9 protein-coding genes and 2 pseudogenes are annotated in these 13,898 nt (G+C 73.6%); 6 read left to right on the plus strand and 5 right to left on the minus strand.

The window, feature by feature from the left end:
* Positions 1–30: 30 nt before the first annotated feature.
* The 4 genes from AF335_RS07640 to argC form a co-directional block, all read right to left on the minus strand.
* Complete coding sequence (locus tag AF335_RS07640) at positions 31–1,416, minus strand: lysine N(6)-hydroxylase/L-ornithine N(5)-oxygenase family protein (RefSeq protein WP_102917505.1); 1,386 nt, start codon at positions 1,414–1,416, stop codon at positions 31–33.
* Between the two features lie 83 nt (positions 1,417–1,499).
* Positions 1,500–2,705: an acetylornithine transaminase gene (locus AF335_RS07645; protein ID WP_102917506.1), complete on the minus strand. Its 1,206-nt coding sequence runs from the start codon at positions 2,703–2,705 to the stop codon at positions 1,500–1,502.
* Entirely contained in the window at positions 2,702–3,622 is a 921-nt protein-coding gene (gene argB / locus AF335_RS07650; RefSeq protein ID WP_244926952.1) for an acetylglutamate kinase, read from the minus strand. Before argB ends, AF335_RS07645 begins: the two co-directional genes overlap by 4 nt.
* On the minus strand, positions 3,619–4,647 hold the full coding sequence (gene argC / locus AF335_RS07655) for an N-acetyl-gamma-glutamyl-phosphate reductase (protein WP_102917507.1): 1,029 nt from the start codon (positions 4,645–4,647) through the stop codon (positions 3,619–3,621). Before argC ends, argB begins: the two co-directional genes overlap by 4 nt.
* 306 nt (positions 4,648–4,953) lie before the next feature.
* Here argC and AF335_RS07660 point away from each other — a divergent pair, with 306 nt between their 5' ends.
* The 6 genes and pseudogenes from AF335_RS07660 to AF335_RS07685 form a co-directional block, all read left to right on the plus strand.
* Positions 4,954–5,634, plus strand: a complete 681-nt coding sequence (locus tag AF335_RS07660; protein ID WP_146045460.1) for an LppU/SCO3897 family protein — start codon at positions 4,954–4,956, stop codon at positions 5,632–5,634.
* A 191-nt stretch (positions 5,635–5,825) separates the two neighbouring features.
* The gene (locus AF335_RS07665; protein WP_102917509.1) at positions 5,826–7,448 is read left to right on the plus strand and encodes an alkaline phosphatase D family protein; all 1,623 of its coding nucleotides are present in this window, start codon (positions 5,826–5,828) and stop codon (positions 7,446–7,448) included.
* A gap of 294 nt (positions 7,449–7,742) precedes the next feature.
* Positions 7,743–9,266, plus strand: a complete 1,524-nt coding sequence (locus AF335_RS07670; RefSeq protein ID WP_102917510.1) for a carboxylesterase/lipase family protein — start codon at positions 7,743–7,745, stop codon at positions 9,264–9,266.
* Positions 9,267–9,490: 224 nt separating this feature from the next.
* Positions 9,491–9,745: a hypothetical protein gene (locus AF335_RS07675; RefSeq protein WP_102917511.1), complete on the plus strand. Its 255-nt coding sequence runs from the start codon at positions 9,491–9,493 to the stop codon at positions 9,743–9,745.
* Positions 9,742–10,253 (plus strand): annotated as a pseudogene (locus AF335_RS07680) (glycine-rich domain-containing protein). The gene AF335_RS07675 and the pseudogene AF335_RS07680 overlap by 4 nt, the downstream one beginning before the upstream one ends.
* Before the next feature lie 159 nt (positions 10,254–10,412).
* Positions 10,413–11,144, plus strand: a pseudogene (locus tag AF335_RS07685) (MFS transporter); the annotation flags it as partial.
* 83 nt (positions 11,145–11,227) lie between these two features.
* On the opposite strand, the gene aceE reads toward AF335_RS07685, so the two are convergent.
* Positions 11,228–13,882, minus strand: coding sequence for a pyruvate dehydrogenase (acetyl-transferring), homodimeric type (gene aceE / locus AF335_RS07690; RefSeq protein WP_102917512.1), 2,655 nt, complete (start codon positions 13,880–13,882; stop codon positions 11,228–11,230).
* Positions 13,883–13,898: the final 16 nt, after the last annotated feature.

The following is a 13,898-nucleotide window of genomic DNA, read 5'->3' on the forward strand; positions in this document are numbered from 1 at the left end:
CTGGGGGACCAGGAGAGGGCGCCGGACGGTTCAGCCCGTGCGCGCGGCCGTCACGCCGTCACCGGCCTCGGCCTCCAGCCGCGCCCGTACGTCCCGTTCCGCGCGCCGCAGGAGAAGCGAGTCGCGGATCTCGCCGGAACGTATGGCGAGGGTGGAGAGGAGGGTGGAGGTGATGCCGTGGGTGTGTTCGGTGGTGCCGCCCTGGATGTAGATGCCGGCGTGGATGCGGTCGGTGGTCATGATCCGGTGGTCGCGGTCTACGCGGAGGCGGTCGTTGTCGTCGGTGAGGAATTCGGTGGCGAGGTCGCCGAAGAGTTCGCGGGGGTCGGTGGGCTGGTAGCCGGTGGCGAGTACTACGGCGTCGCAGTCGAGGGTGTAGGTCTCGTCGCCGGTCAGTGGGCGGATGACGGCGCGGGCGCCGCCGGGGATGTCTTCGACGGCGGTGAGGCGGGTGGTGTTGAGGATGCGCAGTCGTTGGTGGCCGTGGACTTTTTCCTGGTAGGTGGTGCGGTAGAGGTGTTCGATGAGGTCGCCGTCGACGACGGAGTAGTTGGTGTTGGCGTGGTAGGTGAGCAGGGTTCGTTTGAGGTCTTCGGGGGCGTCGTAGAAGTGGTCCACGGCGGTGGGGTCGAAGATGCGGTTGGCGAAGGGGCTGTCGTCGGCGGGGCTGTAGCCGTAGCGGGAGAAGACCGCGCAGACCTCGGAGTCGGGGAAGGTGCGGTGCAGGTATTCGGCGGTCTCCGCGGCGGACTGCCCGGCACCCACCACCACGAAGCGACGGTGCGGACGGACCGTCAATTCGGGTGCGTGGAACAGCAGATCACGGTTGTGCCAGACGCGCTCGCCGGTGCGGATGCCCTCCGGCAGCCGGGGGCGCAGCCCGGTGCCGACGACGACGTTACGGGTCCGCAGGACGCGGTCGCCGGACGGTCCGGACACCGCGCGCGTGACGACCTCGACGCTGTCGACCCGCCCGCCGGACTCCACCGCCCGTACGGCCGTGGCCGTGTGGCCGTACGCCACCCGGTCGGTGAACCGTGCGGCGCACCACTCGAAGTAGTCGTGGAACTCGATCCGGGTGGGGTAGAAGGTCTTCTGGTTGATGAAGTCCGCGAGCCGGCCGCGCTCCTGGAGGTAGTGGAGGAAGGAGAACCGGCTGCCGGGGTCCCGCATGGTGACCAGGTCCTTGAGGAACGACACCTGCATGGTGGCGCCTTCGAGCAGCATCCCCCGGTGCCAGCCGAAGCGCTCCTGGCGCTCCACGAACGCGGCGCGTATCGCGCCGTCGGGGTCGCCCTGGCCGTGTTCCCGGGCGGCTATGGCCAGGGCGAGGTTGGCCGGTCCGAAGCCGATGCCGACCAGGTCGTGGGGCGCGGCGGCCCCTTCGGGTGCGGTGTGCGCGTGCCGTGCCGGCATGCTCGTTCCCTTCTCTGTGCTGCCCGGTGTGAGGAGAGTGACCGGAGGAACCCGCGGGACGCCCACGGTGCTCCGGGTGTGTGTCAGTGGCCGAGGATCCCCGGCAGGGCGGCGACGAAGGCGTCCGCCTCGGCGTCGCCCAGCGTCAGCGCCGGGGCCAGCCGCAGGGTGTCGGCGCCGGTGGCGTTCACGAGGAAGCCGGCGTCCTGCGCCGAGGCCCGGACCCGTGCGGCGACGGGCTCGGTGAGCACCACGCCGAGCAGCAGCCCCGCTCCCCGGACCCGGCCCACCAAGGGGTGCCGCAGTTCCTCGACGCCCCGCCGCAGCCGTTCGCCCATCCGCTTGACGTGGTCCAGCAGCCCTTCGGCGGCGATCGTCTCCAGCACGGCGAGCCCGGCCGCGCACGCGACGGGGTTGCCGCCGAACGTCGACCCGTGCTGTCCCGGCGTCAGGAGACCGGCCGCCGCGCCGAAGGCGAGCGTCGCGCCGATCGGCATCCCGCCACCCAGCCCCTTGGCCAGCGTCACCACGTCCGGATCGACGCCGGTGTCGGCCTGGTGCGCGAACCAGTGGCCGGTGCGCCCGACGCCGGTCTGGACCTCGTCGAGGACCAGCAGTGCGCCGGCGGCGCGGGTGATCTCGCGGGCCGCCCGCAGATACCCCTCGGGGGCCGGCAGCACGCCCGCCTCACCCTGTACGGGCTCGACGAACACCGCCGCGGTGTCCTCGGTGACCGCCGCCCGGAGGGCCGCCGCATCGCCGAACGGTATGTGCGAGACCCCGCCGGGCAGCGGCCGGAACGGGTCCCGCTTGGCGGGCTGCCCGGTCAGTGCCAGCGCTCCCATGGTCCGGCCGTGGAAGCCGCCCTCGGTGGCCACCATGTGCGGCCGGCCGGTCCTTCGGGCGATCTTGAAGGCCGCCTCGACCGCCTCCGCACCGGAGTTGGCGAAATAGACCCGGCCCTTCCGCCCGGCCAGGGACAGCAGGCGCTCGGCCAGCCGGACCGGCGGCTCGGAGACGAACAGGTTCGACACGTGCCCCAGCCGGCCGACCTGGCGGCCCACCGCCTCGACCACCGCCGGGTGGGCGTGCCCGAGGGAGTTCACCGCGATCCCGCCGGTGAGGTCCGTGTACGCCCTGCCGTCGGCGTCCCACACCGTGCTGCCCTCGCCCCGGACGAGCGCCAGCGGCGGGGTGCCGTAGTTGTCCATCATCACCGCGCGCCAGCGGTCCGTCAGCTCCGCGCCGCCGCCCGTCACGCCCGTGCGCGCGGCCCCGTCCCCCGTCATGACGCGTTCCTCTCGTCGGCCGGTGCGTCGGGCACCACCGTGGTTCCGGTGTTCCCGTCCGTGAACACTTCGAGCAGCAGGGTGTGCGGCACCCGCCCGTCGAGGACCTGCGCCGAGCGCACGCCCTCCCGTACGGCTCGCAGACAGCCCTCCATCTTGGGCACCATCCCGTCGGCCAGCCCCGGCAGCAGCTCCGCCAGCTCGCTCGCGGTCAGCCGCTCGACGACCTCCTCGCTGTGCGGCCAGTCCACGTAGAGCCCCGCGACGTCGGTGAGCACCACGAGCTTCTCCGCGCCGAGGGCGACCGCGAGCGCGGACGCCGCCAGGTCGGCGTTGACGTTGTAGACCTCGCCGTCGCCGCCCCGGGCTATCGGCGAGACCACCGGGATCCGGCCGTCGTCGAGCAGCGTCCGCACGGCGTCGGGGTCCACCCGGACGACGTCGCCGACCAGGCCGATGTCCACCGGCTCGCCGTCGACCAAGGCCGGGCGCCGCACGGCCGTCATGGTGTGCGCGTCCTCGCCGGTCATGCCGACCGCGTACGGTCCGTGCGCGTTGATCAGCCCGACCAGCTCCCGCTGCACCTGACCCGCCAGCACCATCCGTACGACGTCCATGGTCTCGGGCGTGGTGACCCGCAGTCCGGCCGTGAAGCGCACCTCCAGCCGCAGCCGTTCCAGCAGCGCGCTGATCTGCGGGCCGCCGCCGTGCACGACCACCGGGCGCAGCCCCGCCCGCCGGAGCGCGACCACGTCCTGGGCGAACGCCTCCTTGAGCTTCCCGTCCACCATGGCGTTGCCGCCGAACTTGACGACGACGGTCCGGCCCCGGTGGCGGCGGAGCCACGGCAGGGCCTCGATGCCGGTCCCGGTGGGCGTGCGGGAGGGCTTCCCGCCCCGGGGGTCGGAGGCCGTCACGGTGCCACGCCGTTCTTCGGCAGGCCCAGGCCCTCGGGCAGGCCCAGGGCGACGTTCATGCTCTGCACCGCGCCGCCGGCGGTGCCCTTGGTGAGGTTGTCTATCGCGCTGACCGCCACCAGCCGTCCGGCGTCCGCGTCCAGGGTGACCTGCACCTGCGCCGAGTTGGAGCCGAGCACGGCGGCGGTCGACGGCCACTGGCCCGGCGGCAGGAGCCGGACGAACGGCTCGTCGGCGTAGGCCGCTTCGTGGACGGCGCGGATGCGCTCCTCGGTCACCCCCGGCCGTACCCGCGCCGAGCACGTGGCCAGGATGCCGCGCGCCATGGGCACCAGGGTGGGGGTGAACGACACGGTCACCGGCTCCCCGGCCACGGCGGAGAGGTTCTGCGTCAGCTCCGGGGTGTGCCGGTGGACCCCGCCGACCCCGTACGAGCTCACCGAGCCCATGACCTCCGAGCCGAGCAGGTGCGGCTTGACCGAGCGGCCGGCCCCGGACGTGCCGCTGGCCGCGACGACCACCGCCTCGGGTTCCACCAGCCCCGCCGCGAACGCGGGATACAGCGCGAGCGTCACGGCGGTGGGGTAGCAGCCCGGTACGGCCACCCGCGAGGCGCCCTTCAACGCCGCGCGGGCACCCGGGAGTTCCGGCAGGCCGTACGGCCAGGAGCCGGCGTGGGGCGTGCCGTAGAAACGCTCCCAGTCGGCGGCCCGGCGCAGCCGGAAGTCCGCGCCGCAGTCCATGACCAGGGTGCCCTCGCCCAGTTGGCCGGCGAGTGCCGCGGACTGCCCGTGGGGGAGGGCCAGGAAGACGACGTCGTGTCCGCTCAGCGACTCCGCCGAGGTCTCCGCCAGCACCCTTTCCGCCTGTCCGGCCAGGTGGGGCTGCACCTCCCCGAGGGGGCGGCCCGCGCTTGTGTGGGCGCTCACCACGCCGAGCTCCACCTCGGGGTGGTCGGCCAGCAGCCGCAGGATCTCACCCCCGGCGTAGCCACTCGCGCCCGCTACAGCCACCCGCAAGGTCATATCTGTCCCTTTTCGCGTTCTTTTTGGGCATTCCAGGGCGTACCGGCTGCCGCTGGAAGTTAGCTTAGCCTAGCCTAAGTTCCGGGGTGAGGGTGTGGATGTCCGGGCTCTTCCGCGGTCGGACGTGCGCCGCCCAGGGGTACCGGCCGGCACTCCGACTGCGCGGCGCGGCACCCCACTTGACGGGGGGCGGAGGAGCTTTCACCAGGATTTCAGGGGCGTTCGTACACACTGGGCCGGGGTGGGCCGGTCCTGCTCCGCGTCTTTCGTTCAGGGTGCGGTCGCACCATCAGCCCAGGAGTTCCGGTGTCAGTGGAAGTCACGCTCAGCCTCACCCCGAAGGAGGCGTCGTCGGGCGTCATCCGTTCCGTGGACCTGCCGTCGGGGCCGGTCATGGTCCGCGTACCGCCGCTGCCCGGCGGCGGTCTCGTCAGGATCCTCACGGCCCACGGCGAGGTACGGATACGCGTCACGGTGTCGGCCGGCCCCGGGCGCCGGACGCCGATGCTCCTCGGCCTCGCCGTCCTCGTGGCGGTCGTCGGAGGTCTGGTGGTCCTGAACGACCACGACGGCCGCTCCTCCTCCGCCGGCGCCCCGGCCGCGTCGGCCACTCCTTTCCGGCCGGACGGGACGGGAGCGCCGACCCCCTCCGTACCGCCCGCGCCCGCCGCCGGTGTCCCGGCGATCCCTTCCGTGCCGTCCCTCGCGCCCCCGCCCAGCCCGCACGACTCGGGCACCTGCCTCGACGGCGAGGCGCCTCCCCGGTCGGCGACCGCGGTGAGCGTGGACCCGTTCCATGTGGTCGGCTGCTCCTCCTCCCGGGCGCACTACCGGGTGATCAGGACCTTCCACGGCACCGAGGACCTGGACATGTGCAAGGGCGTCGAGGACACCCAGTACTCCTATTCGAGCAGCAGCAGCCGGGGCGGAAGGACCCTCTGGCGAGTCGTCTACTGCCTGGTCGGGCTGGGCTCGTACGCGAGGTGACGGGCGGACCGGACGCGTCTCCCGCGCGCGGGCGCCCGGCGGCCCGGGGTCCGTCCGCCGGTTGTGCGCCGGGTGTGCGCTGGTGTGCTCCGGGGCACCGCCGGAGCCTGGTGAGGATCGGGTGGAGTGCGGGACCCGAGTGGGTAGGTTCCGGCTGGAGCCCGATCCGAGCCTGAAGGGGGAGGAGCACATTGGCGAGAGAACAGGGGAGCAACGAAACGGGTGAGGACGCCGGGGGACACGCCCGGCGCCGCTTCCTGACACTGGCCGCGGGGGCCTCGGCAGGAGCCCTCACCGGCATCCCGTACGCCCACGCCGGACCCCGGCGCGACGCACAGCCCACCGACTTCCCGTTCACCCTCGGCGTGGCGTCGGGGGACCCGCTGCCCGACTCCGTCGTCCTCTGGACCCGGCTGGCCCCCCGCCCCTTCGAACCCGGCGGCGGCCTCCCGCCCGCCGGGACGGTCCAGGTCCACTGGGAGATCGCCGAGGACGAGGGCTTCCGGCGCACCGGGCGCACCGGCCTCGCCCTCGCGGAGGCCGCGAACGGATACAGCGTGCACGCCGACGTCCGCGGCCTGCGCCCCGGACGCGACTACTGGTACCGGTTCCGCGCCGGGGCCTGGACCAGCCCCGTCGGCCGCACCCGGACGGCACCGGCCGCGGACGCCACGCCGTCCCGCCTCAGAATCGGGCTGGCCTCGTGCCAGCAGTACGACGAAGGCTATTTCACCGCCCACGCCCACCTGGCCCGGGAAGAGCTCGACGCCGTGTTCTTCGTCGGCGACTACATCTACGAGAACGCCATCGACCCGCAGGCCGGCGACCGCGGACTGCCCGCCGGCAGCCGATTGCCCGAGGTCTTCGGCCATGAGACGGTCACCCTGGAGGACTACCGCCTGCGCTACGCCCTGGCCAAGTCCGACCCCGACCTCCAGGCCGCCCACGCCGCCCACCCCTGGTGCGTCACCTGGGACGACCACGAGGTCTCCAACAACTACGCGGCCGAGATCCCGCAGGCCGGCGAGGACGCCGCCCGGTTCCCCCGCCGCAGGGCCGCCGCCTACCAGGCGTACTGGGAGAACATGCCGCTGCGCCGGGACCGGATGCCGCAGGGGCGGGCCATGGACCTGTACCGGCGGCTGAGCTTCGGGCGCCTGGCGCAGTTCGACGTGCTGGACACCCGGCAGTACCGCTCGGACCAGGCGTACGGCGACGGCTGGCAGTATCCGGGCCCCGCCTCGCAGGACCCCGCGCGCACCCTCACCGGTGACCGGCAGGAACGCTGGCTGCTGGACGGCTTCCGGGCTTCGACGGCGACGTGGAACGTCCTGTCGCAGCAGGTCGCCTTCTCCCGGCGCAGGCTCACCGCCATCGGACCCTCACGGCTCTCCATGGACGCCTGGGACGGCTATCCCGCCTCCCGGCAGCGCGTTCTCGACGGCGCCCGGGCGGCGGGCGTCGGCAATCTGGTGGTGTTCTCCGGCGACTCCCACATCCACCTCGCCATGGACATCAAGAAGGACTTCGACGACCCCCGCTCGGCCGTCCTGGGCGTCGAGATCCTGGGCACCTCCATCTCCAGCGGCGGCGACGGAATGGCCAAGCCCGAGGACTGGGCGTCGCTCCTGGCCGCCAACCCCCATATGTCCTACTACGCCAAACGCCGCGGATACGTCGTGGTCACCCTCACCCCGACCCACGCCCGCGCCGACTACCGCACCTTGCCCTACGTCACCCGCCCCGGCGCCCCGGTGGCCACCGAGACCTCCCTCGTCACCGAGGCGGGAAAACCGGGCTTCCACCCGGCGTGACACCCCTTCCGGCAGTCCCGCGAGGGCGACCGGTGAGTCACCCCGTGACGTCCACGGCCGCCCTCGCCCGCCCGGCCGCCGGTCCCGCCTCCTGGGTGTCGATCAGCTCGTCCCAGTACTCCCGGGTCCACTCGCACGCCGCGCGTACGGACTGACAGGGGGTGGGGCGGCGCGCCCTTCCGGCCCCTCCCGTAAATGGATGGCGCGACGTCGTGACACAGCGGGATGATCCGAGGGTCCGGGGCCGGCGTGAACCCTGCGATCGCGCTCCAACCGCCCAGCGAGGGAGTCGTGATGGCCATTGCCGCCTCCGAGCCTGAAGTCCGTGTACCGGCCGGGGTGCTGCGCGGCACCCGGGAAGCGGGGGTGGCGGTCTTCCGCGGCATCCCGTTCGCCGAGCCGCCGGTCGGCGCGCTGCGGCTCGCCGCGCCGTACCCGGCGCGGGGATGGGACGGGGTGCGGCCGGCGGTCTCGTACGGGCCGCCGCCCCCTCAGGGCGCGCACTTCGGCATGGACGCGCTGGCGCGGGAGACGCCGGGCGACGGCTGGCTGACGGTCAACGTCTGGTCGCCCGAACCCGGCCCGGACGCCCGGCTGCCGGTGATGGTGTGGATCCAGGGCGGCGCCTACACGATCGGGATGTCCTCCCTCCCCGAGTACGACGGCGGGCGCCTCGCGGGTGACGGCGGTGTCGTCGTGGTGACGTTCAACTACCGTGTGGGTCTGGAGGGTTTCGGGCAGATCGAGGGGGCGCCCGCCAACCGGGGGCTGCTCGACCAGGTCGCCGCCCTGACGTGGGTGCGGGAGAACGTCCGGGCCTTCGGCGGCGACCCGGACCGCGTCACGGTCTTCGGCCAGTCCTCGGGCGCCGGGTCCGTCGCCGCGCTGCTGGCGATGCCGCGCGCGGCCGGGCTCTTCGACCGGGCCGTCGTGCAGAGTGCGCAGGGCACGTTCTTCTCGCCCCCGCTCGCCGCCGACATCGCCACCGCCTGCGCCGCCGAGCTGGGACTGCGGCCCACGGCGGGCGAGCTGGCCGCGGTGGCCCCGGCCCGGCTGTCCGCCGCCGGTGACGCGGTCGGCGCCACGATGGGCCGCCGGGCGGAGCGCTGGGGGCGGGCCGCGCACGGATCGATCCTGTACGCGCCGGTCGTCGACGGCGACATCCTGCCGGTCACCCCCTGGCAGGCCCTGGCCCGAGGCGCCGCCCGGGAGGTCGCGCTCCTCGTCGGCCACACGCGTGACGAACAGCGGCTGCTCACCGCGCTCGACGGCCTGCTCGGCCAGGTGACGCCGGAGCGGGCGGCGGCCGCCCTGGACGCGTTCGCGCCCGGCCGGGACGGCGCACGCCGCTACCGCGAGGGATTCCCGGACGCGGGCCCGGACGGGCTGTACGAACTGGTCCGCTCCGACTGGCTGTTCCGTATGCCGAGCCTCCGTCTCGCCGAGGCCCGGATCGCCGCAGGCGGCCGCGCCCACGTCTACGAACTGACCTGGTCCGCCCCGGGCATGGGCGGTGTCCTCGGCGCCTGCCACGGCCTCGACGTACCGCTGGTCTTCGGCAACCTGGAGCGGGGCCGGCCCGCCGCGCTGATCGGCGAGGATCCTTCCCCGGAGGCGGAGGCGCTGTCCGCGCGCATGCGCGCCGCGTGGACCGCCTTCGCCGCCCATGGCGACCCCGGCTGGCCCGCGTACGACACCGGCCGGCGCCTCGTCCGGCTCTTCGACACCGAACCGGCCGTCACCGCCTACCCGGAGGAGACCTCCCGCCTCATCTGGCAGGACCACGCCCTCACCGCTCTGCCGCTGACCGGCCCCTAGCCTCCGGTCGCCGGCCCGAGCACCCGCCCCCTCCGGCCACCGGCCGGAGGGGGCTTTCCGTCGGACGGGGGCGGACGGCCCGCCACGGGCCCCGAGGGGTCCGGCCCCCGGACAACTCCCGGCCCGACAGCCGGTATGAGCATTCGTCAAACTTCTGCGGTCGCGAGAAGGAACTGCTGCGCACCGCGCACGGCCCGGTCTCCCAGGGCGACCTCGACGACCGCGTGGCCGCCGCCACGCCCCGCGTCTTCCTCCACCAGCTGCGCGTCACGGGCGAGACCGCGGCGGAACTGCACTGCACGACCTTCGACGGCGCGCCGCTCCGCCCGGCCGAGACCGCCGCGCTGGAGGACGGCGTCCGGGAGCTGACCGGCCGCCGCTGCCGCGTGGAGCACCGCGCCCACATCGCCATCGGGAAGTCCGGGAAGCACGCCTGGCTCGCCGAGGACCTCCGACCCACCGGACGGGGAGAACCATGACCGCACAGTCCCACGTGTCCGCCGGAGACCTCGCCGCCCTCCTGGGCGACCGGCTCCACACCGAGGTGGTGGAGCACTTCACCGGGAAGACCGGCGGCCCGCCGGAGTACGTCGGGCGACAGGTCACGGAATGCCTGCGCTACCTCTACTCGTCTCCCGCCACCGCGAGGAGCTCAGCGGGCTGTTCCTGCCGGTCGAGCAGGACATCGACGAGATCTGGCACTACCTCATCCTCCAGACCCGCGAGTACCGCGAGCTGTGCGAGGAACGGCTGCCGGGCGGCTTCTTCGTCCACCACCGCAGCATCGGCTACGAGGACTACCAGAAGGAGCCCGGCCGTGAGCGGGCGATCGAGGAGGCGCTGCGCTGGATCCCGCTCTACTGTGCCGCGTTCGGCCCGTTCGACGAGGGCGCGCTGACGCACTGGACGATCGTCCGCTTCCTCCACCGGCAGCTGGACATGCCGCTGGAGGAGATCTCCGCGCTCGAACCGCTGAGGGTCTCCTGACCCGCCGTCCCCGCGCCTTCGCCCCGCCTCCGCGGGCCCCGGCGCGGTCCGGGCCGCCGGCACTCCTGGACGCACCGGGGAAGGAACCATGAGCGCCCGTACCGGCCGGCCGGCCACGCACCACGGCACCGGGCCCGCGAAGCCCCCGAGCAGAAGCGGATCCTGACCGTCCTGGTGATCTCCCAGGTGCTCAGCGGCGCCGGTCTCGCGGCCGGCATCACCGTCGGGGCGCTGCTCGCGGAGGAGATGCTGGGCTCGACCGGGCTCGCGGGCGTGCCCGGTGCCCTGTTCACGGCCGGAGGCGCGCTGGGCGCCGCGGCCGTCGGCCGGCTCTGCCGGCGCCGGGGCCGCCGGCCCGGCCTGGCCCTGGGCTACGCCGTCGGCGCGCTCGGCAGCCTCGGGGTCGTGGTGGCCGCCGTCGCCGGCAGCGTGCCGCTGTTGTTCCTCTCCCTGCTCGTCTACGGGGCCGGCACCTCGACCGGCCTGCTGGCCCGGTACGCGGGCGCGGATCTCGCCTCTCCCGAGCGCCGGGGCCGGGCCGTGAGCACGGTGCTCTTCGCCACCACGCTCGGCGCCGTCGTGGGCCCCGTGCTGGTGAGCGCCACGGGGGACGTCGCGCACGGGTGGGGCATGCCCCGGCTCGCGGGCCCGTTCCTGCTGGCCGTGGCCGCCTTCACGGCCGCCGCGGCGCCGGACCCCGGCGCCCGGGAGGAGGCCGGGGCCGCCACCCCGCCCGGCCGCACCGATACACGCGGTCTGGCCACCGGTACGGCGGTCATGGTCCTCACCCAGCTCGTCATGATCGCGATCATGACCATGACGCCCGTGCACATGCGGGCGCACGGGCACGGCACCCAGGCGGCCGGGGGAGCGGTCCTCGCCCTCGCGATCGTGCCCGTCCCGGCCCTCTCCACCCGCGAGAGCTGACGCGGGGTACGGGAGCCCGCCCGTACCCCGCGCCCGGCCCGGCTCGCTCAGTCGTCCAGGCCGTAGCGCTGCCGCGCCTCCCGCACCGTCTCCGGTTTCACCTCGCCGCGCCGGGCGAGGGTCGCCAGCGCCGTGGCCACGATCGACTGCGGGTCCACACCGAAGTAACGGCGCGCCGCCTCACGGGTGTCGGACAGGCCGTAGCCGTCCGTGCCGATGGAGGTCCAGTCCTGCTCCACCCACTGGGCGATCTGGTCCGGGACCGCGCGCATCCAGTCGCTGACGGCCAGCACCGGGCCCGGCGCGCCGTGCAGCGCCTGGGTCACGTACGGCACCCGGTCCTCGCCGCGGAGCCGCGCCGCGTCACAGGACAGGGCGTCGCGGCGCAGCTCGGTCCAGGAGGGCGCGGACCAGACGTCGGCGGCCACGCCCCAGTCCTCCGCCAGCAACCGCTGGGCCTCGACGATCCAGTGGACGGCGGTGCCGGAGGCCAGGAGCTGGAGACGCGGGGCGTCGGCGGGCGCCTCGGCGGCCTCCCGGTAGCGATAGAGCCCCTTGAGGATGCCCTCCGCCACGCCCTCCGGCATGGCGGGCTGCACCTTGGGCTCGTTGTAGACCGTCAGGTAGTAGAAGACGTCCTCGGCGTCGGGCCCGTACATCCGGCGCAGGCCCTCGCGGACGATGACCGAGACCTCGTAGGCGAACGCCGGGTCGTACGAGACCGCCGCCGGGTTGGTGGAGGCGATCAGGTGCGAGTGGCCGTCGGCGTGCTGGAGGCCCTCACCGGTCATGGTGGTGCGGCCGGCGGTGGCGCCGATCACGAAGCCGCGGCCGAGCTGGTCGCCCAGCGCCCAGAACTGGTCGGCGGTGCGCTGCCACCCGAACATCGAGTAGAAGATGTAGAACGGGATCATCGGCTCGCCGTGCGTGGCGTAGCTGGTCGCGGCGGCCGTGAAGTCGGCCAGCGAACCCGCCTCGGTGATGCCCTCGTTGAGGATCTGACCGTCCTTGGCCTCCTTGTAGTACAGGAGCTGGTCGCGGTCGACGGGGTCGTAGGTCTGGCCGACCGGGGAGTACAGGCCCGCCGAGGGGAACAGCGACTCCATGCCGAAGGTGCGGGCCTCGTCGGGGACGATGGGCACCCAGCGCCGGCCGGTCTCCTTCTCCCGCATCAGGTCCTTCACCAGCCGGACGAAGGCCATGGTTGTGGCGATCTCCTGGCGGCCGGAGCCCTGCTGGAGCGCCTCGAAGGGCTTCGCCGACGGCTCCGGCAGCGGCCGTGCGACGACCTTGCGGGCCGGTGCGGGGCCGCCGAGCGCCGCGCGGCGCTCGCGCAGATAGCGCACCTCGGGGGAGTTCTCGCCGGGGTGGGCGTAAGGCACCTGCTCGCCGGACAGCGCGGAGTCCGGGACGGGCAGGTCGAGCAGGTCCCGCATGGCGCGGAACTCCTTGCCCGTCAGCTTCTTCATCTGGTGGTTGGCGTTGCGGGACTCGAAGCCGGGGCCCAGCGTGTAGCCCTTGACGGTCTGCACCAGGATGACGGTCGGGGCGCCCCGGTGCTCCACGGCGGCCCGGTAGGCGGCGTGGACCTTGCGCGGCTCGTGGCCGGCCCGGGAGGTCCGGAAGAGCTCCAGGAGGGCGGCGTCGCTCAGCCCGGCGCCGAGGGCGCGCAGCGTGGGGTCGTTCCCGAAGAAGTGACCGCGGACGTACTCGGCGTCACGGGTGGCGTACGTCTGGAACTGGGCGTCCGGCACCTCGCGCAGCCGGCGGACCAGGGCGCCCGTGCCGTCCTGCGCGAAGAGCCCGTCCCAGGCCGTGCCCCACAGCGACTTGACGACGTTCCACCCGGCGGCGCGGAACTGGGCCTCCAGCTCCTGCACGATCTTGAAGTTGGGGCGGACCGGGCCGTCCAGGCGCTGGAGGTTGCAGTTGATGACGAACGTCAGATTGTCCAGCCCCTCGCGGCCCGCGAGGGCGAGGGCGGCGGTCGACTCCGGCTCGTCCATCTCGCCGTCGCCGAGGAAGGCCCAGACGCGGGAGTGCGAGGTGTCCTTGATGCCCCGGTGCTCCAGGTAGCGGTTGAACCGCGCCTGGTAGATCGCCGAGAGCGGGCCCAGGCCCATGGAGACGGTGGGGAACTCCCACAGCCAGGGCAGCCGGCGCGGGTGCGGGTAGGAGGGCAGGCCGTCGCCCGCGGTCTCCTGCCGGAAGCGGTCCAGTTGGCCCTCGGTGAGCCGGCCTTCCAGGAAGGCGCGGGCGTAGATTCCGGGGGAGGCGTGGCCCTGGATGTAGAGCTGGTCGCCCGAGCCGTCGGCCTCCTTGCCCCGGAAGAAGTGCTGGAAGCCCGTCTCGTACAGCCACGCGGCGGAGGCGAAGGTCGCCATGTGGCCGCCCAGTCCGGCGCGCTGGTTGCCGCGGGTGACCATGGCGGCGGCGTTCCAGCGGTTCCAGGCGGTGATCCGGGCTTCCATCTCCTCGTCACCCGGGTAGGCGGGCTCGGAGGAGGTCGGGATGGTGTTGAGGTAAAGAGTCTCCAGCAGTGGCGGAAGGTCCAGTTCCGTCCGCTCGGCGTGCTCGTTGACACGACGCAGCAGATACGAGGCCCGGTGCCGCCCGCCGAACCGTACGGCGGAGTCCAGGGACTCCTGCCATTCGGCGACCTCAGTCGGGTCGTTGTCGGGCAGTTGGTCGAGCTGGGACATGGGTGATCCCCTTTCG

Origin of the sequence: Streptomyces eurocidicus, from assembly GCF_002891295.1 — a bacterium.
Taxonomy (GTDB): Bacteria; Actinomycetota; Actinomycetes; order Streptomycetales; family Streptomycetaceae; genus Streptomyces; species Streptomyces eurocidicus.

What these genes read in the sequence shown, in the direction of transcription:
- argC (WP_102917507.1), bottom strand. Translation starts at nt 4,647, where the DNA reads ATGACCTTGCGGGTGGCTGTAGCGGGCGCGAGTGGCTACGCCGGGGGT.
- AF335_RS07645 (WP_102917506.1), bottom strand. Translation starts at nt 2,705, where the DNA reads ATGACGGGGGACGGGGCCGCGCGCACGGGCGTGACGGGCGGCGGCGCG.
- AF335_RS07670 (WP_102917510.1), top strand. Translation starts at nt 7,743, where the DNA reads ATGGCCATTGCCGCCTCCGAGCCTGAAGTCCGTGTACCGGCCGGGGTG.
- AF335_RS07640 (WP_102917505.1), bottom strand. Translation starts at nt 1,416, where the DNA reads ATGCCGGCACGGCACGCGCACACCGCACCCGAAGGGGCCGCCGCGCCC.
- aceE (WP_102917512.1), bottom strand. Translation starts at nt 13,882, where the DNA reads ATGTCCCAGCTCGACCAACTGCCCGACAACGACCCGACTGAGGTCGCC.